Origin of the sequence: Chryseobacterium sp. GVT01B (assembly GCF_019970045.1) — a bacterium.
GTDB lineage: Bacteria > Bacteroidota > Bacteroidia > Flavobacteriales > Weeksellaceae > Chryseobacterium.
On the sequence record NZ_JAHXYI010000011.1, the window covers coordinates 1 to 19,529 of the forward strand.

The following is a 19,529-nucleotide window of genomic DNA, read 5'->3' on the forward strand; positions in this document are numbered from 1 at the left end:
CAATATATTGACTATTATAATAATGATAGGATAAGAATTAATTTAAAAGGAAAGAGTCCGATAGAATATCGAACTCTTTATTATCAAAAGATTATTTAATTTTGTCTAAACTTTTGGGTGCACTCTACTTAGAGCGGTTTTTTGTATATAAATATTGCAATATTTTATGGTTCTAGGAAACTGTAATCGATAGAAGCAACTAATACTCCTTTTCCTTTTTTCTTAACAGTTCTTGCAACTTCTCCATCTATGTAAAGATTGATCGTTAACTCAGAATTATCATCCGGCATTGACGCATTAGCATCAAGATTCAACTGTGCCTGGCTGGAGTTCACAAAGAATTCCCCACTTGTCCATGGTGAAGTTACCGGTGACTGCGGAGTATTGTATATAGTGTTCTGAGCTGTGCCCACCTGTGTTACAACACTTATAATATTTCCTCCTGTTGTGGTCTTCACTTCAAATTGAACCACATGATCCTTAAATTCTTCATCGTCATCTTTTTTACAAGAATTAACAACGGTAATTACAGAAAATAATAAAACGAATAAAAAAGAAAGTCTAAGTAAACTTTTTGAATTGTAAAATTGCTTCATTTCTCCAAATAGATTTTTTAATGTTTCAAATATAAGTTTTTTATTAATATAAAAATAACTTTTATGAAAATTTTCCAACAAAGATTTCTAAATAATATCAAATCAACAAAAATAAAAACCTACCTCTAAAGTCCAAAAATACACTTCAAAGAACCAATCCTTAAACATAAAGCATCATCCGGGTAAAGTTCATTGTATGAATAATAAAAGTTAAGATTCTGAATGCAATTTAATTATCTTTGCTGTATGAATTTAGATTATCTAGTAAGAGAGCCGGAAAATATTACACCCAGTACCCCTATTCTTTTTATGCTTCATGGTTATGGCAGTAACGAGCAAGATCTTTTCAGCTTCAGGGAAACACTTCCCAATAAATGGATCATTGTAAGTTTCAGAGCTCCACGTGATACTCAGTTTGAAGGATATTCCTGGTATGATATCAACTTCAATGATCCCGAAAATTTCATTGATGTTCCTCAGGCAAAGGAATCTTTAAATGCAGTTTTGGAAAGCATGCTTAAGATCATCAACCATTATGGAGTTACAGAAAGTAAAGCTCATCTGTGCGGTTTCAGCCAGGGAGGAATATTGTGCTATGCTTTAGCTTTAAAACATCCTGAATTGTTCAATTATGTTGCCTGTCTAAGCAGCTATCCTGAAGATAAAATTCTGGACGGTATTGTAAAAGATAAAAAGAAACTGGAAGGACTTCGTTTCTTCATTTCACATGGTTCCGATGATGCTGTGATTCCACTTGAATGGGGAAGAAAAGCGGCTGACCTTCTGTATGATCTTAGCTGTTATTTCACTTTCAGAGAATATATGAGCGGACATGGTGTCAATCAGAAGAACTATATGGATTTGATGGAATTCTTTTCAAAATAATCACGAGCCAATTTAAAATAAATTCAACGAATAAGTCTACTTCATTGTAGTTTATATAAACATTCCAGCTTTTGGAATGTTTTTTTGTTAACATATTGATAATTTCAGTAAATTCAGTAAATGAAATTTAAATTGCTTTTACTGGGATTATTTCTAAGCATTTTTATAAGTGCCCAGAATTCTTTTGAGTTGATCAATGCTAAAAAAGCGGTCATTCCTTTTCAGTTTATCAACAATCTTATCTTTATTCCTATTAATGTCAATGGTGCGGAACTTACCTTTCTGCTGGATACGGGAGTTTCGGAGACTATTCTTTTCAGTCTGGAAAATAAAGAACTGAAACTGAGTAATGTTGAAAAAGTTAAATTTTCCGGTCTTGGAGGCAGTGTAAGTATTGACGGTTTAAAATCCGAGCGTAATTTAGGTAAAATAGGAGATGCAATAATTAATACCTCTATGTCTCTATATATCATTATTGACGAAGAATTTAATATCTCACCTCACGTAGGAATTCCCGTAAATGGAGTGGTTGGATATCATTTTTTCAAAGACCATCCTATTTATATCGATTATTCCTCAAAGAAAATAACTGTTTATGAAAACACTGATCTCTTAAAAAAGAAAATCAGAAGATTTGAAGAATTCCCAATCACGATTGAAAAAGATAAACCTTATTTGTATGCCGGTGTAGAAATGACCAATGAAAAGAAAGACTCAAAATTACTGATCGATCTTGGAAACAGTGATGCAGTATGGCTTTTTCCTACTCTTATTAAAAATTTTGTTTACAACAGGCCCAATATTGAAGATTTTCTGGGTCGTGGTTTCAATGGAGATATTTATGGTAAAAGAAGCCGTATTCATAATTTCTATCTTGGAAGTTTTAAGTTTGAAAAACCTCTTACCGCAATGCCGGATGAGTTTTCTATCCAGCATGTTAATTTAGTAGAAAACAGAAAAGGTTCTATAGGCGGAGAAATTATGCGCCGATTTACGGTTATTTTTGATTATCCTAATAAAAAACTGTATCTAAAGAAAAACAGAAACTTTGAAGATCCTTTTCATTTTAATATGAGTGGACTAGATTTCAGACAGGACGGACTGGAATGGCAACAGGACAGAATAAATATTGAAACTCAAAAATCAGCTAAAGTAGTGAATGAAGTTTATAAAGAAGCTTTTCGATATAAATTCAGCTTGAAACCTATATTTTCCATTGCCGGAGTAAGAAAAGACTCTCCAGCCTATGAAGCAGGTTTAAAAAAAGATGACAGAGTTATAAGTATCAACGGAGATGAGACTTCAGATATGACCCTGGAAAAAATAGTTGAACTCATGAAATCAAATGAAGGAAAAAGAATAATCATGATCATTCAAAGGAAAAATGAAAAACTGACATTAAACTTCACATTGCAAGACCCCATTCCCTATCAAGAATAAAAATATGAATACTGAAGAAAGCACCTTAGACAGAATAAGAACCCGGCCAAGATTTAAAATGTTTACTCATCTCACGAAAGAAGAGTACGCTGAAAATCTGAAAAAATATATGGAGGAGCATAAAGATGAATTTTCAGGCAATATCAATAAAGAAGTTGCTACTATCTGGATAAAAACAGAATACGATAACTACTGGAAACCCTGCCTTGCCTTACGGATAGAAATGGAAGATGAGCATACAGCAATACGCGGGGTATTTGGTCCGAGTTCTGCGGTATGGACATTCTTTATGTTCCTGTATTTTTCTTTTTCTATTCTCTGGATGACTTTCTTCACAATGTATTACGTAGAAAAGCAAATAAAAAGCGCTGAATACCCTTGGGCACTGAGCGCTTCTTTTATCATGTTATTTTTTATTCTTCTTACTTATATCGCTGCAAGATTCGGGCAGCATAAAGGTAAAGATGAAATGCTTAAGCTGAGAAAGTTTGCTGAAGAATCTACTTTACAGTTTGAAAAGAAAATTAATTAGACGGAGATTCTACAGGCTTTTCATTCTGAATAGGTGTAGCCATTGCTTTTGCTGTTTTGATAGAATCTGCTACTTTTTCTCTGTTGCTTTGTTCTTTCAGCATTTTCGGAACTTCAGGCTCAAGAAGCTTGGTAAGTTCTTCAACAGATATATTGTTGGCATTAGGATCATCTAAAAGCTTTCTCCATGGTTTTCTTCCACCCCACTTATAATCCCCGAATACCATTACCGCCGTACCTTTGGCCTTCGTTGTAGCACCACCAGGATTCAGTATCCAGGTATCTGCATAGGAATACAGCCATTGCGCGTCTTTCCTTAGCAATCGAAGACATGAGTGTGAGGCAGGATATCCAGGAAGCGTGTATTCATGCCATCCGATCCCTCCAATATTGTGAATATTGAAATTATACGGAAGTTTCCATTCAGTGCTTACTGTGGAAATAGCCAGTTTCTTTTTCCAGTTGGCAAAAGTAAGTCCTCTTGTTGTCTGAGCTGCCTTTTTACCCATACTTGTAGGTCCCCATTTCACAAGGCTACCATTGGAATATACCGCAAAAGCTTGTATCGGATATGAGAATATGACAAACTTTTTCACTCCGCTTAATACATCTAACTGCATTGGGAATGGTGAATATGCCATCAATGTTGTATCTATTTTCGCCGGAACTACCAGTGTATCGGCATTCCATTTACTTTTCGAATCCAGCCTGTTCAGAGCTAAAATAGCGGTACGTTCTTCTACACTGTATTTCTTGCTGTATTCAGCATAGATAGAATCACGCATCTTTTTATCCTTTGGAAGAACAAAAGCATTATAAAACCCATTCTCCTGCATGGCAGGTGGAATAGATTCTTTTTTTACTACAGGAACAGAATCCTTCTTTATAGAATCCTTTTCTGCCTCCTGTACTTCAGAAGAAGAAACGGTATCTTTAAAGGTATCGCTTATTTTATCTATTTCTTTTTTACAGGAAACAAGAAAAACTGCGCATAAACAAGCATAAAGAAAGGATTTTTTCACAGATATGTTTTTCATAAATAAATCGGCCATTTAGTTTGGCTACCCAGTACAAATATCAGACCTAAAATTGAATCCTAAAAGACATTATTTAAAATACCGTAAAAAAACGGAGGTTTTATCACTGTAAATGAGGAGTTATGACTAAAAAATTTCTTAAGTTTATTGATTTTAAAGGAATTTTCACATATTTAAAAGAAGATTATTCTTCAGACTGTTCCTTCGTTGTAACCCACTCTAAAGTTCCATTTTTCCCAAAACGGTAGATATCCTGATGCCATCTTGCGCCACCTCTGCATCCTGTTTTTAAAAGTTTCTTACTTTTTTCTACAGTCACATCACAAAGACATGAACAGCTTGAGCGGGAATAATCCGGTTCTTTAAGTTTTTCAAAACGTTTGCTTCCCAGATTGTACAAATAAATATCAAACATTCTGTAAACACCCATTCCTTCGTCAGGAACAGAGAATGCGATATCATCATAACCATCGAAATTATAATCATCTATAATGCTCTGTCTGGCAAAAGAAGGTTTATCAGGTGCCGGAAGTTTGATTGCCGTCTTTTTTCCGTCAGGATAAGTAATGTTAAAATCATTATTATAAAAATGATTAAAAGCAAGTAAAGCCCCATGCAGGAAATATTTTCCACTTCCGTCGTATTTTTCATCCTCTACCATTTCCAGCGTAAACTTTCTGTTGTCTTTTGCTCTTGTATAAGTAATGTTTGAAGCATGATGCTGCATGATTTCAAACTCGTATACTCCATTGATCTTCCCTCCTATCATTTCATTCCAGATATAATACTCAATATCCGGTTGTCCGTCACTTCTCCCATCCGTATCAACTCTAAAGCTTTTTACCTGTAAAGGAATGATTTCTTTCTTTCCGAAATATTGTACAAAAGCTCCTTTTCCCTGAGCGCCGTAATAAAGAGTAAGCCTGAACTCTTTTGCTTTTCCTGTGGATTTCAGGGTAAAAGGCTGTGCGGAGTATACAGCGGAGATTATCATAATACAGAATAGCAACAATTTTCTCATAGGAATAATTTATATAACCAAATTAACCACAAACCTTACCATCCATAAGAATACAATCAACAGAAGTATTGAAACCTGAACTTTATTGACGTTTTTATTTCCAAATTTCCATACGAGAATCCGGTCTATGATAATCACAAGTAATATGGGAACCTGGCTGAACAGAATATACATGCCGAATAATCCATCAGCGGCAGAAACTCCTGTCATTAGAATAACAGAAGCAATCAACGCGGCAATTATTGCTAGAATTCCTGCAATAAAAAAGAGAGTCCAGTTTTGAAATTGTTTTTTCATGAATAATATGGTATCAGTGGTTGGATATATTGAAATGGATATTGAATCTGTAATAATAAAACATCCAAAAAGCCAGCCATGGCAGATTCATAATCAAAAAAACAACGACTTCTTCACCACCAATCTTTCCATCTGTAATGGTAAAAAATGAAAATGCAGAAGCTGTAACAGGCAGCAGAAACCAACAGACTATCGTTTGTATTTTCCCATGAAATGGTTTTAAAAGAGAAAGCAGGCTGCTTACAGATAATATACTCAGAAATAATATCCAGAAAATGGTAAACCCATAAACCAGTCCGCTCATATCACAATTTCTGGGCACTTCTTTTACTTCTCTGGTAGTATTTAAAAACAAGATCAGAAGCACAAAGGAAATCAGTGTGGAAATCAGCCAGGTCTTAAGGATTGAGAATACAATAAATTTTCTTTTGGACATGCGTTGTATGCTTATGAGCTAAAATAGGAATAACCACTCAATATACAAAACCGAGAAATCCCTGAAAAGCTGATCAGAATTTATATTTTAATCCCCTGCATATTTCTAGACTCATATTTAATAATTTGTTAAAGATACCATGCCCATATTATCTATAATTTTGGCAAAATATCAGTTATCATGTTATATATCATTATGGTAGTTGTACTACAGGCACTTATCACCCTTACGCTGCTTATGTCCCTCATTAAAAACAGGGAATCTGTACTGAATATGTTACTATTGTACATTGGAGTGGTCGCACTGGATATGGGCTATGAATATTTTATCATCCAAAGATTTGGCTATGAATCTGTTTTATATGAAATTCCGGGAAGCCTTCGTGTTTTTAAAGGTCTTATTTTCTTATATATCACTACGCATTTAATCCATGCAAAATGGAGAGACAAGCTTAAATATCTTATCATTCCGCTAACATTGGTGGTTATTCATCATGCGATTGCAACTTCTGCCAAAATGCTTGATCTTTCCTGGGCGGATCTGGCGATCACATCTTACAAATCTTATTTTGTTTATTACAGTTATTACTGGATCACCTGTCTTGTTTTGTGTATTTATTTACTGACAAGATACCGCAAAAACATTACACATCCTGTAGCCGGTAATTTCCGTTATCTGGTTGGTTATGTATTATTGGGAGTATTAATTTTCTGGATGGTCTATCAATTAGGTTGGGATACTCTGATCTATCAGAAGATCTACAGCCTTCTGTTTCTCTTTCAGTTCGGGTGGATTTTGTACGTTTATATTTTAACGTACCAGCACAAACTGCAGGAACAGCAAAATATATCACATTCTTCCCTACCCAAAGAAACCTATCAGTATAAAGATCTTTCAAAAATAGATTTCAATTCTGTGCAAAGTGCCATTATTTCTTTCTATCAGGAGAGTCACGTATATCTGGATGAGGAATTTACCTTAGACCAGCTCTCACATCATCTGAAAATAAGCAAAGCTGATTTAAGCATCACTTTTAATAAACATCTTCATTCCAATTTCCACGAATATACTAATAGAAGCCGTATCCAGCACTTTAAACAGATTCTGTCGGAAGATCCTTCAGCCAGTGTTACAGATCTGGCGTTTCAATGTGGTTTTAAATCCAAATCTACTTTTTATAAATATTTTAAAAAGGAATTTGACTGTCTTCCTTCTCAGCTTGTTCATTAGTTACAATTATTTAATATTAGCAACTGATTGATTTACAATGTAGTTCATCTCGTACTCAACGGAAGGAGTTGCATAAAATTTAAATGAACGAAAACTTTTGAGAGAGCTGACATCTTTGCACCAAACTTTATAAGGATGTCACGAGAAAGACTTTTTTTAACAAAAGCAGCATTTTTTCTTCTTGGGCCATTGGCCTTTGCACAAACCACCGTACACGGAACCGTAGTAGACAGTCAGGGAAATCTCCCAGATGCCCTGGTTTACATTGAAAACAGCGGACAGAAGGTAACTTCCAATACTGATGGTTCCTTTGTTCTCAATACTATTTATGACGGCAGTTATAAGCTTGTTGTAGAATATAAGGGATATGATAATGTTTATATTCCTTTCACCATTACGGATAAAAAGGAATTAGACCTTGGATTAATTAAATTCGGAGCCAAGTTTAAAGAAAACAACCTTCAGGAAGTAGTCGTTACCAGTGTGTATAAAGCATCACAGGCCAGAGCAATTACCATGAAGAAAAATTCCAATACGATTACTGAAGTATTGTCTGCCGATGCTATCGGAAAACTGCCGGATCGTAATGCCGCAGATGCCGTACAGCGTATGCAGGGTGTTTCCATTGAAAGAGATATGGGTGAAGGACGTTTTGTAGCGGTAAGAGGAACACCTATACAATGGACTGCTTCCACTTTGAATGGTAACAGAATGCCGAGCGCCAGCGGTGATAATGCCAACCGTGGAATTCAGATGGATATCTTCCCTTCGGAACTTATTCAGAATGTACGTTTGTCCAAGGCTTTAACTCCCGATCTTGACGGGGATGCCATTGGTGGAAATGTGGATTTTATTACGAAAACCTCACCCAATAAGGAGACACTGGCTCTAAGTATGGCTACGGGCTATGTCAATATGTCCAAGTCTCCTACTTACAACACCTCCATTGTCTATGGAAATAAAATTACCGATAAGCTGAAATTCATTACCTCAGCAGTGATCTGGGAACGTTCTACCGCCATTGACCAGATGAGGAATATTTACAACTATGGACTGAAAGATAAAACAGCCTCCTACTCCATCAATCAGCTTCAGCTTCGCGATTACCTTGCGAACCGACGAACTTTGGGATTCAATTTAGGATTGGATTATGAGATAGACAGCAGGAATAAATTATATGCAAAAGCATTATACAGCCAGTATAAAGACGGCCAGTCCGTAAGGGAAACCTATTTTAATTTTGACAGCAAAAATGTACTTCTTCAGGCACGTCATGCAGATTATCTTACAGATCTGTATTCTATGCAGCTGGGTGGTAATCATCAGGTGGGACAGCGTATGGAAGTCAATTGGTCCGTATCCAAGGCACGTTCTGAGTTTAAATTCAATTCTCCTGACAACCTTGATCCTCATGAAAGAGGTTATCCTATGGTCAACTTTATGCAGCCAATGACTTATGGAAATCTTTCTGCTGACGGAAGAAAATATATGGCAATGGATGCTCCAGACGGCATTGGTGATACCGGAAGATATACTCTGCCTTATAACCAGCAGACCATCGCAGCGGATAAACTTAAATTGAATCAGATTATTTTAAGCCAGAACCGCAATAGCGAAACAGATCTCAGAGGGCAAATTGATATTAAATATAAAGCAGCTGATAATTTTGAACTTAAATTTGGGACCAAATACAATAATAAAAACAAAATCGTCAACAGCTCTCTGCTTGTCTGGATGCCCAAATCATCATTGGGAATTCCCGGAACTCCGGTAACTTACCTGAATCAGCTTGAGCGTGAAGCTTTTCAGTATAAAGGAGGTTTCATGAATCCATTGGGGAATCCTTACAATGCGGTGATCATCGATCAGATTACCAACGCACAGATTGATCAGATGTACAACCCAGCCACACAAAACAGCTTAGGATTGATGCAGGTAAGCGGTAAAGACAGCAACTCAAATATTACAAGTTCCTACAGAGGTACTGAAAATGTATGGGCGGCTTACCTGATGGCAACCTGGAAAATTTCAGACCAGATTCAGATACTGGGAGGTTTCAGAAATGAATATAATGACGTTACCTTCTGGGGCAAAAAAGTTACCTCTGATAAAGACAGTAAAACGGAAGACATTAAAGATAATAAAACCTATAATGTAGTGCTTCCTATGGTGAATATGAAGTGGAATATCAGCAGTGACAGAATCCTGAGACTTGCCTACACCCGCTCTTTTGCAAGGCCGGACTTCAATGATCTGAATCCAGGAACCATCGTCAATGATATTACCAACACCATTACTCAGGGAAATACCAAGCTGGATCCTACGTTTTCAAATAATTTTGATCTTATGTTTGAAAACTACTTTGGAAAACTGGATCTGATAACAGCCGGAGTATTCTATAAAGATATCACCAATCTTATCTACAAAGACCAGTCTGTAGTAGATCTCGCAGGAAGAACGTATACTTTTACAGCTCCTAAAAACCTTGAAGCAGCCAAACTGTTCGGTTTTGAATTCGGTATCTCCAAACGTTTTGAAAGTCTTCCCGGCTTTTTGAAAAACCTCGGTTTTGAAGGAAACTATACTTATATCTCTTCCAAAATGAATATGCCGGTGTACGAAAATGGCAAACAGACCGGAACGATGTCAACTACGATCCCCAATCAGGCCAAACATATTTTCAATACCATCCTGTTCTATGAAACCAGCAAGCTGATGGTGCGTATTGCCGGAAACTACAAAGGAAATTATGTAAGCGAAATCAGAGCGGCTGCGGGTGCAGATCACTATCAGTATTTTGATAAAAACTTTACAGTAGATCTTTCCACTTCTTACAGCCTCACAAAGAAAATCCGTCTGTTTATAGAGCTTAACAATATTCTTAATGAACCCAACCGCTTTTATATGGGAACGAAAGACCGGGTAGAAAATATCTCTTATTCAGGAGTGCGCGGACAGCTGGGATTCAACTTCAATTTTTAATCAAAAGTTTTTATTCATATGAAAAAGTATATTTATGGAGCTGCATTTTGTATGACAGCCCTGCTGCAGGCACAGGATAAATGCCAGAATGTAAGAATCAATCAACTGCAGATTGTAGGAACTCACAATTCATACGCTAAGCCGGCAGACCCTAAAGTACTGGATTTGGTAACTCCTATCATCAACGGAATGATGCAGAAATACAGCAGTATGATGTCTGAAGAGCAAAAAGCCAAATTTAAAGAGTATCACCCTTACGGAATGGACCTGAAAGAAGGACTGAATTATAATCACCCTGATTTCACAGAACAGCTCAACGCCAATCTGAGAGGTCTGGAAATAGATGTCTATTATGATCCTGAAGGTGGCAGATTCAGTCATCCTGCCACTTATGAGATATTAAAAGCAAAGGGAGTAACAGACCTGGCCCCTTTCAATACAAAAGGGCTGGATCAGCCTGGTTTCAAAGTACTGCATATGGCAGATATTGATTTCAGAACTCATTATCCTACTTTAAAAGATGCACTTACAGCTCTTAAAACATGGTCTGATCAACATCCTGATCACACTCCGGTCTTCATGATGATTGAAGCCAAAGATTCCGGTTTCCCGATTCTTGAAAACAGTACAAAAGTCCTTTCTTTCGATAAAAAAGCTTATGATGATCTGGATGGAGAAATTGTAAAATACCTCGGAAGAGACAAGATTATTACTCCAAAAGAAGTTCAGGGTAAATACCATACACTCAAAGAGGCTGTAACCAATAATAACTGGCCTAAACTGAACGACAGCAAAGGAAAATTCATTTTTATGCTGCTTCCCGGAAGCGCAGGAACTTTATCTTCAAAAAATAATCCTTATCTCATAGATGGTTCATTAAAAGAAAGAGTTATGTTCCTGAACAGTGAGCCTGATGATTCTTTTGCAGGGTTTATACTACGGGATAACGCCATCGTAAGACAGAAAGAGATACAGGATCTGGTAAAGCAGGGTTTTATGGTCAGAACCAGATCAGATATTGAAACCTATGAAGCCAAGACCAATGATCTTACGCGATCTAAAGCAGCTTTCAGCAGTGGTGCTCAGGTAATCTCCACCGATTTTTTCCGCTCGGGAAATACTTATGGAACACCTTATTTTGTGCAACCTCCGCAGGGGAAGGATTATCTTAATAACCCTTTGAATTCTTCATGCAAATAAATAGCAAGCCGGTTGTGAGCAGAACCGGCTTGCTATTTAATAATTATTTTATCTTCGGATAAAATAATTATTAAGTTTTATATCAGACTTTCCAATTGTTGAAAAAGGAAATCACAGGCTTTCCTTTTTTAGTAAGATTATATTCTATGTGCAAAGGTTTCTGTCTGACGACCAATCTCTACGATAATCCCATCTTTTATAAATAAAAAAAGTCTCCTATTTCTAGAAGACTTTTTGCGATCCGGACGGGACTCGAACCCGCGACCTCCGCCGTGACAGGGCGGCATTCTAACCAGCTGAACTACCGGATCAATTTTTTAAAGTAAATTGACAAAACTTTTACAATCCGGACTGAACTTCTGACTTTCAGGAAAGTCCTATCCATCTGCTTTAAGATACTCTCTTATTTAGTAAGTAATCAAATAAATCACTTTCATAAACAATCTAAGAGTGCTTGTTTTTAACTGGTGCAAATATATAGCTTTTTTTAGGTTTTCCAAAGGAACCTATTCCTTTTCTTTAAAGCTGTTTGTAAAATACACGTTTTCAAATATAAAAATTTCAGATATAACTGCTCTGAATATCTTTTTTTAAAGATTTTACTTAGAACATTTAAGAAAGTCGATTATAAACACACACAAAATCAACATTCTTATTATTTTAAAATATAACTCTAAAACATTATTCTATTTAATTTTAAGCGCGGAATTCACTTTCTTTAATCAGTTTCCTGTATTCGCTTAATATAGCGTTCCAAATCACAGACTGCTCGAATCGATCTTCAATCATCGGTCGTGCATTCTTTTTTAATTTCTGATAATAATCTTTGTTTAAGATCATTTTCTCCATTTTTTCTCTAAGACTTTCGCTGTCTTTTACAGGAACAATTACCCCATTCTCGTTTTCTATAATAATTTCATTGCATCCATTGATATCTGAAACTATACTTGGCAATTCCATTGCTCCGGCCTGCATCACTACATTAGGGAAGCCCTCGCGATAGCTTGGAAAAACTAGTGCATCAGAAATTGCAAAATAAGGGCGAACGTCTTTCTGAAAACCTACAGAGGCAATATCCGGGTTATTTTCTATTTCGTTTAATGTTTCCGGATATAACGGATCCAGCTCTTGTTCCAAAGGACCTACCAGTAATAATTTTGAACGCTGCTGATTTTCTTGCCTATTTAAAGCAGAAAATGCCTTTATCAGTTCATTAATTCCTTTGTCTCCCACTAAACGCCCTACAAACACAAAAACAAAATCTGTGTCTGTTATTTTCAATTGTTGTTTTAGAAGAGTTTTCTGATCTTCTGAAACTTGTTCGGGTGAAAAGAATGAAGTATCAATTCCGTTTGATGAACCATTTCCGATTACTTTAAGCTTGTACTTGTTTGTATATTTGTGCTCAATGATATAATCAGACAGCCCTTTTGAATTTGGGTACACCTGGGTCGCAGAAGCATAGGTTAATTTTTCAACAAGATCTAGAACCTGACGTTTCATGCCTGTTACCTCCATCAATGGTAAACCTGCTACTGTATGTAGCCGATGAGGAACTCCTGCCATTCTTGCTGCCAACATACCTACAATACCAGCTTTAGGGGTATGAGTATGAACAATTTGGGGTTTCTCCTTTCTTAAAAATCGATAAGTACTCCATAAAGATTTGATATCTTTAAGAGGAGTAATCTTACGAGACATATCAATCGCTCTTACAGCTATTTCTTCATCTTTTTTCACTTCATCCAGCTCTTTACCTGGTGATGAAACGCCTATTACATCAAAATGTTCTGACATAAACCGATGCTGCCCTTTCAGTAAAATCTTTAAAGAAAGCGGCACTGTTGTAATCCGTATCAATTTAGTTTTCAATTCTTCCATTTTTATTATTATTTCTATATAATCTAGAACTAATTAATAAATTTCTCATAAATCTATTGTGATGTTGTTTTTATTCATTTACTTTCAATTCACTTAATTGTGATTTTAAAAAAGACAATATAATATTTATGAACTGCTATTAATCCAAAACTTGTTTCAAACAGAACCTAGTTTTGGATTAACATTGCATCATTAATGTCCGGGAAAATCATTAATTTTCCGATTTGTTTACGTGTTTTTTGAGATTTGACAGCTTTTTGCGGAGAGATAAATGTGCATCATATCACACCTTCGCCAGCTATTTTTTGGTAATTGAATACCTTGATGTCATCTATTTTACATTAGATGATTTGATTGTTTACAGAATATTTTAGTTTTTCAAGTTTCATAAGCAATTTCATTATATTTTTAATATTTCAGAAATATTAAAAAATTTCTAATTCAATTTTTAAGTTTTTTTAGCAATAGTATCATAGCAAAAATCTTTCCATTATCACTTTTTTGGAAAAAATTAATATTATATAAAATAAATATATTTTATATGCTTTATTTTAAAGCAAAATTAATTATTGATTGTATTTTATTTTTTGCTGTGAAAATTTTTGTAAATCAGTTACGATCCCCTTATTATCTTTATGGTCAGATTTAAAGTCAGTTACCTTCAAATTAATATTATCCAAGGAAGAATTATTATATAAATACCTAAAAGGTTTCGCATTATATTTTAAATCAATATTATTAAGCATAATATTCCCATTTAAAGATTTTTTTGTTTGTGATTTTCGATTGGAATAAGACATTCCATTTGTAGAATAAAAATCTTTATAATCGTCCACCAAAATTTGAACATTGTTGGAAGCCATATCACCTTTCAAATTATCTAAATAAAAGGACAATCCGTTTAATTTATTATTAAATGTTAGGATTGATTTTAATGTAACATTTAGTGTCTTATTCTGCTGAGTATTTGGCTCAAGATCAATACCTGTTTGAGGGTTAGCCCCATTCGAGTTAGAAATCACTAAATTTTGTAGTAATATATTATCGCCACCTATGATTGAAATTCCATTTCTCCTGTTATTATCAATAAGACCTCCAATAACATTTACATTAGTTGAAAAATTCTTACCTCCTACATAAATCCCATCACCCCAACAATTTTTAATAACAGCATTATATATTTTAACATCAACGGCATCATTGATGCTGATACCCATTCCCCATTCGCCATTTGTTCCTAAATGTTCATTTCTATCACCTATAATTTTTGCATTATATATGCTTACATTTTTTTTATTATTAATACTTATAATTGCATACCCCCCTTTGTCAGTCGGCTTTAACTTAATTTGAGAACTACTGTCAAACAACAAAACGGAATTGTTATTAAGTTTTATCCCTTTATCATTTACTAAAAGAGGAAAATTTGGTAATAATACAATTGCATTTTCATCAATTGCTTTCTGTAGATATATAGTGTAATCTTCAGAACCATCCTTCTTGTAATTTGGAGGAAGAATATCAGCAACTTTAAAAGCTTTTTTTTTAAGAAGATTTACTGATGAAGAAATGTCCATTGTTTTTACAAAGGAATCCGGTACTTCTCTATATGTGAATTTGTCCTGAGCACAAGATAAATTCATTGAAAATAGAAAGATTATATAAAAAAATAACTTAATGGTTTTTATCATAATTTATATATTTTTCTGTATTGATTTGCAATTTCTTTAATAGAAAAAAAATTTGATCTTGTATAACAATTTTCTGATACTTCCTTATAAAAAGCATCATCCTTATTTAACTTATTAATTACTTCAGTTAAACATTTTTCTTTACCTTTATCAAATAATATTCCATATTCTGCAACAACTTCTGAAAGCCCTGGTACATTTGAGGCAATTACAGGTTTTTTACAAGCCATACCTTCTACTGCTACAATACCAAAACCTTCATAATGTGATGATACAACGACTACATCACTCATTTTGATGAGTTCAGCGATATTAGCCTGATTACCTAAAAAAAAGGCCCTATTTTCCAACCCATTATTTTTAACAAGTTCTTTGCTGTTTTCTAGCTCTGGTCCATCTCCTATGAAAATTGCTTTTACATGAGACGGTAACAATGTAAGTGCTCTGATTAAGGTAGGTTGATCTTTTGCAGCTCTAAAACTTGCTACCTGTATTAATAAGAAGTCTTTGTCAGATAAATTATATGCAGTCCGGGAATAAGCTTCTGAATTATAAAATCTACTCAGATTGACACCATTATTTATGATCTTCATACTTTTCTTAAATTCAGATCCTAAATGCTGAATAAGATTTTTTTCTGTGGATTCTGAAATACAGATAATAAAATTTAGTTTGGAGTAAATAAATTTTTCTATTCTTTTAAAATACCATTTAGATCTTCTGTTATTTTCGGTACTATGTTCAGTAAATACTACTTTTTGTTTTCCAGAAAAGAAAAGCTTGTACAGCACTCCCCAATATAGTGTAGGAAATAAATGTAAATGAATAACATCCGCATCTGCTACTATTCTACTTATAAAAAAAGGTATCCGGATGTCGTATAGGCTTTTTGAAGGAATTACTTCAATTTTTATATTTCCATTATTTTCTACTTCTTTTTTTAGAGATGTATCAATATCGTCTAATAATAACAAGTGTATTTCGTCTGAACCTCCCTCAGATAATTCAGTGCAAAGATCAACTACTAATCTTTCAGCACCACCAAATCTTAAACTATTTATTATATGATAAATTTTCATTTTCTATTCTAATTTTATATAATGCCAACCAATAAAAAATGAATATTATCCAGTTGATATCTAAAAGACCCTTAAAATTTCCGATTATTAATAAAACAGTTAATGCCCAAAGTAAAAGTTTAAAGCTTTTATCATGCTTGAATCTCTTTAAATTATACCTTAGAATATAAAAATGTAATGAAAAGTAAATTATTATACCAAAAACTCCATAATAGTATACAAGTCTGGAATAACCGATATCCGTATGCATATAAAAAGATCCATTCTCATAATAGAACTGGCCATCCCCTATTAATATACTTTTAAGTTCAGAAGGGAAGATCAGCATCGCTTTTACTCCTTCCGTAGAATCTGTTTTTAATTCTCCAGAAGAAAATAGGTTTATAAATACTTCAAAAGAGTGCCGAAAAGAATTTGAAGCCATTAAGCTATCTAAATTTGTCAATAAATAGCTAAAAGCAATTACTCCAAACACAGTTGAGTAAATAAAAATTTTAGGTAAATTATTATAATTTTTTTTTAGAATATAACTAATAATCAGGTATGCTAAAGATAAAAAGATTCCCAAGAAAGCTACTCTTGCAATATAAATTCCAGTAATGCAAATAAAAATATATAATAATACCCATAATAATTTCCCTTTTTTTAAAGAATCAATTATATATGCTGCTATTAGCATTCCAATGGATGAGATAATACCGCCTGAGAAAAATGTTCCAGCACCAATTCCGATAAATCTTGTACCAAATTTCACAGCATTTCCTAATGCATATTCAAATTTATCTCCAGTAGATTGTATAGAAGTAACAAACTCTAACAGGCTAGGGTTTAAAAACATCAATAGTGCCAAAAAATTGTGCAAAAAGATTGCTAAAACAATTAATTTCAATGCGTAAAGCCTATTCATATTTACTCGGATTACCATATAATAAGCACCAAATAAATAGAGAATATTCTGTATAGTATTTCCAATAAAACGTGGGTCAAAATAGCTATTAACAACAGTTGTAAGTACTATTAGTAATATTGAGGCGAAACATAAAACGATTATATGGCTAAAAGATTTAGGAATTGTTATTTTGGCCTGAGTCAAAAAAAAAGCAAGCCCAAGAAGCCCAAGAAGCACTCTAGTTCTAAGTATAGATGGCAAAAAAACAAATGATACATTATATACAAAAAGGAAGTATATAAAAACATTCATACCATGTCTAATAATATTATTAGCTTCTAATCTTTTCATTTATCAATTCATATATTCCAAAAAAAGTTAATTTACTAAACGTTAATTTCATTAACTGAGTAAATGGCAACCTTTTTAAGTTAAATAATAATATTTTAAGATATCTTTTACCTAAAACACAATTAACATTAAATTTATTATTCGGATAATTCGATTTCAGAGCTAAAGACAATTTCTTAAAAAAGGAAAGAATAAAATCCACTGAAAAGTCTTCAAAACTGATATTTCTAATCTTATCGGATAAAGACAGAATATAAATAAAATCTAATTCTTTTTGGTCTAAAACAATATTCTGTTGCTGTAAAGCCAGCTGCTGAATATTAGATATTGTTCTCTTTCTCTGTTCTATCTGGCTGGTTCCAACATTGGTTTGGCTATTGGGTGTATCTCTATAATACAACAAAGGCATTCTAAAATTATATCCTTTACCATATTGCAGGATTTTAATCCACAATTGATAGTCCTCAGCATATTTATAATCCTTTTCAAAAAAAAGATTATTCTCTTTAATTATACCAGCCCTGAACATCACTGCCGGATGTGTAAAAGGAGTACTGAAAATTGAATGTATCCTAATTGATGTATCATCAACCGGAAGTACACTAAGATGAAAATGAGAAATAGAATGGGCAAATTCCTTTCTGGATGAACTGCAGATAATATATTCAGGATTCTTCTCCATGAAATCTATTTGCATTTGAAAACGGGATGAATCGCATATATCATCAGCATCCATTCTAGCAATGTATTCACCTTTTGATAATAAGATTCCTTTATTCAAAGTTTCTATTAATCCTAAATTCTTTTCATTTTCAATGTATCTTATCCTTTCATCATTATAGCTTAATATGATTTCTTTTGTAAAATCTATGGAACCATCATTAATAACCAACAATTCAAAGTCTTTGAAACTTTGTGCAAGGATACTGTCTACCGCTGTTCTAAGATACTGTTCAGCATTATATGCAGGTAAAATTACCGAAATTTTAGGACTCATTCTTTACATAAAGTTTAACATTATTAAAATTCTTCAGCCATGCATCGTAAAAATTTTTACTTTTCCCATAAACATTATCTAGGATAACAACCTCTTTATCCAATAAGATACTAAGGATTAAACCATGCAAACGGGTTGTATATACTTTATGATATTGATTGATAAACTCCTTTCCGCGGTTGATATGCAAATCCATTCCATTCTTCTTTTTCAACCCATAAGCATTATCAATTATTAAAGAAGAGGCAGGCAGATACTTGATGACTTTCGAAAGCTTACCATCTAAAGCTTCTACATAATTGGTAATGGTATTCATTCTCTTTGAAGAAGAGTTATATGTCGGCCAGTCTTTTATATCATATTCACCTTCAATAACATTTTGAAAAGAATCTTTGCTTGCTTCGGCATCAGTTCTGTTCAGATATAAGTTCTTTCTCGTTTCAGAAGAATTAGTTGTAATATCAGCATCAAAATCCAGAAAGAAAGCCATATCTGGTGCTAGTTTTAATTTCTCTTCATTAAAATTAGCCTTTAAAGTATCATATGAGGGCTGATCTCTTACCAATACATGAAGATCACGATGATTGTTAAAAATAGCAAAATCTCTTTTTAGATTTGCTTCATTATTATAATGTACCGTTTGAGGCAGAACAATAATTCTGTTATCAGGAAAGTTTTCAATGATGTATCTTTTAAAACTTTGACTTGATTCATATATATCACCAAAGTTTCCTCCTCCATGCAACAGAATAATAGTCTTTTCAGATTTTATATCACTTTTTTTGAAAGTATATCTGTTGTACTGCCCAATACACTTATGGGATAATGTTTTAAAAAACTCTAATTCTCCTTTCCAAATTAAAGAATCTCCAATATTTCTATGATTAGGTATATCCAACAGAATAAAATCATTATCAATGAGAGGAGTAAGCTGAGCAGATATTATATTTTTTAATTGTCTTATATTTTCTTTATTGGAATTCATA

General features: G+C 33.8%; 18 protein-coding genes and 1 tRNA gene. 7 read left to right on the plus strand and 12 right to left on the minus strand.

Annotated features, from left to right (window positions below):
• The first annotated feature begins 6 nt into the window (after positions 1 to 6).
• Positions 7 to 99, plus strand: coding sequence for an IS3 family transposase (locus LC457_RS23535; protein WP_223599152.1), 93 nt, complete (start codon positions 7 to 9; stop codon positions 97 to 99).
• 65 nt (positions 100 to 164) lie between these two features.
• Here the strand turns inward: LC457_RS23535 and LC457_RS21680 are convergent, their stop codons facing one another.
• On the minus strand, positions 165 to 596 hold the full coding sequence (locus LC457_RS21680; protein WP_223601703.1) for a hypothetical protein: 432 nt from the start codon (positions 594 to 596) through the stop codon (positions 165 to 167).
• A 246-nt stretch (positions 597 to 842) separates the two neighbouring features.
• Between LC457_RS21680 and LC457_RS21685 the strand changes: the two genes are divergently transcribed.
• The 3 genes from LC457_RS21685 to LC457_RS21695 all read left to right on the plus strand — a co-directional run bounded on the left by LC457_RS21685 (position 843) and on the right by LC457_RS21695 (position 3,453).
• Positions 843 to 1,481 carry an alpha/beta hydrolase gene (locus LC457_RS21685; protein ID WP_223601704.1) on the plus strand — a complete coding sequence of 213 codons (639 nt, stop codon included), beginning with the start codon at positions 843 to 845 and terminating at the stop codon, positions 1,479 to 1,481.
• Between the two features lie 120 nt (positions 1,482 to 1,601).
• Positions 1,602 to 2,921: a retropepsin-like aspartic protease gene (locus tag LC457_RS21690; RefSeq protein ID WP_223601705.1), complete on the plus strand. Its 1,320-nt coding sequence runs from the start codon at positions 1,602 to 1,604 to the stop codon at positions 2,919 to 2,921.
• 4 nt (positions 2,922 to 2,925) lie between these two features.
• Positions 2,926 to 3,453: a hypothetical protein gene (locus tag LC457_RS21695; RefSeq protein WP_223601706.1), complete on the plus strand. Its 528-nt coding sequence runs from the start codon at positions 2,926 to 2,928 to the stop codon at positions 3,451 to 3,453.
• On the opposite strand, the gene LC457_RS21700 is transcribed toward LC457_RS21695, so the two are convergent.
• The 4 genes from LC457_RS21700 to LC457_RS21715 all read right to left on the minus strand — a co-directional run bounded on the left by LC457_RS21700 (position 3,446) and on the right by LC457_RS21715 (position 6,243).
• A complete protein-coding gene (locus LC457_RS21700) occupies positions 3,446 to 4,489 on the minus strand; it encodes a L,D-transpeptidase (RefSeq protein WP_223601707.1) in 1,044 nt (347 codons plus the stop codon). The genes LC457_RS21695 and LC457_RS21700 overlap by 8 nt on opposite strands.
• A gap of 184 nt (positions 4,490 to 4,673) precedes the next feature.
• A complete protein-coding gene (locus LC457_RS21705; RefSeq protein ID WP_223601708.1) occupies positions 4,674 to 5,510 on the minus strand; it encodes a hypothetical protein in 837 nt (278 codons plus the stop codon).
• Positions 5,511 to 5,519: 9 nt separating this feature from the next.
• A complete protein-coding gene (locus tag LC457_RS21710) occupies positions 5,520 to 5,807 on the minus strand; it encodes a hypothetical protein (protein WP_223601709.1) in 288 nt (95 codons plus the stop codon).
• A gap of 13 nt (positions 5,808 to 5,820) precedes the next feature.
• Entirely contained in the window at positions 5,821 to 6,243 is a 423-nt protein-coding gene (locus LC457_RS21715; RefSeq protein ID WP_223601710.1) for a hypothetical protein, read from the minus strand.
• A gap of 180 nt (positions 6,244 to 6,423) precedes the next feature.
• Between LC457_RS21715 and LC457_RS21720 the strand changes: the two genes are divergently transcribed.
• The 3 genes from LC457_RS21720 (at position 6,424) to LC457_RS21730 (ending at position 11,655) form a co-directional block, all read left to right on the plus strand.
• A complete protein-coding gene (locus tag LC457_RS21720; protein WP_223601711.1) occupies positions 6,424 to 7,473 on the plus strand; it encodes a helix-turn-helix domain-containing protein in 1,050 nt (349 codons plus the stop codon).
• 135 nt (positions 7,474 to 7,608) lie between these two features.
• Positions 7,609 to 10,455, plus strand: a complete 2,847-nt coding sequence (locus tag LC457_RS21725; protein ID WP_223601712.1) for a TonB-dependent receptor — start codon at positions 7,609 to 7,611, stop codon at positions 10,453 to 10,455.
• A gap of 18 nt (positions 10,456 to 10,473) precedes the next feature.
• Complete coding sequence (locus LC457_RS21730; protein WP_223601713.1) at positions 10,474 to 11,655, plus strand: phosphatidylinositol-specific phospholipase C domain-containing protein; 1,182 nt, start codon at positions 10,474 to 10,476, stop codon at positions 11,653 to 11,655.
• A 237-nt stretch (positions 11,656 to 11,892) separates the two neighbouring features.
• Here LC457_RS21730 and LC457_RS21735 read toward each other — a convergent pair.
• The 7 genes from LC457_RS21735 to LC457_RS21765 all read right to left on the minus strand — a co-directional run bounded on the left by LC457_RS21735 (position 11,893) and on the right by LC457_RS21765 (position 19,528).
• A tRNA-Asp gene (locus tag LC457_RS21735) sits at positions 11,893 to 11,966 on the minus strand.
• 385 nt (positions 11,967 to 12,351) lie between these two features.
• A complete protein-coding gene (locus LC457_RS21740; protein ID WP_223601714.1) occupies positions 12,352 to 13,536 on the minus strand; it encodes a glycosyltransferase family 4 protein in 1,185 nt (394 codons plus the stop codon).
• Between the two features lie 566 nt (positions 13,537 to 14,102).
• Complete coding sequence (locus LC457_RS21745) at positions 14,103 to 15,227, minus strand: right-handed parallel beta-helix repeat-containing protein (protein ID WP_223601715.1); 1,125 nt, start codon at positions 15,225 to 15,227, stop codon at positions 14,103 to 14,105.
• Complete coding sequence (locus tag LC457_RS21750) at positions 15,224 to 16,306, minus strand: glycosyltransferase (RefSeq protein ID WP_223601716.1); 1,083 nt, start codon at positions 16,304 to 16,306, stop codon at positions 15,224 to 15,226. Before LC457_RS21750 ends, LC457_RS21745 begins: the two co-directional genes overlap by 4 nt.
• The gene (locus LC457_RS21755) at positions 16,281 to 17,546 is read right to left on the minus strand and encodes a hypothetical protein (protein ID WP_223601717.1); all 1,266 of its coding nucleotides are present in this window, start codon (positions 17,544 to 17,546) and stop codon (positions 16,281 to 16,283) included. Before LC457_RS21755 ends, LC457_RS21750 begins: the two co-directional genes overlap by 26 nt.
• A complete protein-coding gene (locus LC457_RS21760) occupies positions 17,527 to 18,543 on the minus strand; it encodes a glycosyltransferase (RefSeq protein WP_223601718.1) in 1,017 nt (338 codons plus the stop codon). Before LC457_RS21760 ends, LC457_RS21755 begins: the two co-directional genes overlap by 20 nt.
• Complete coding sequence (locus LC457_RS21765; RefSeq protein ID WP_223601719.1) at positions 18,533 to 19,528, minus strand: polysaccharide pyruvyl transferase family protein; 996 nt, start codon at positions 19,526 to 19,528, stop codon at positions 18,533 to 18,535. The genes LC457_RS21760 and LC457_RS21765 overlap by 11 nt, the downstream gene beginning before the upstream one ends.
• Position 19,529 lies beyond the last annotated feature (1 nt).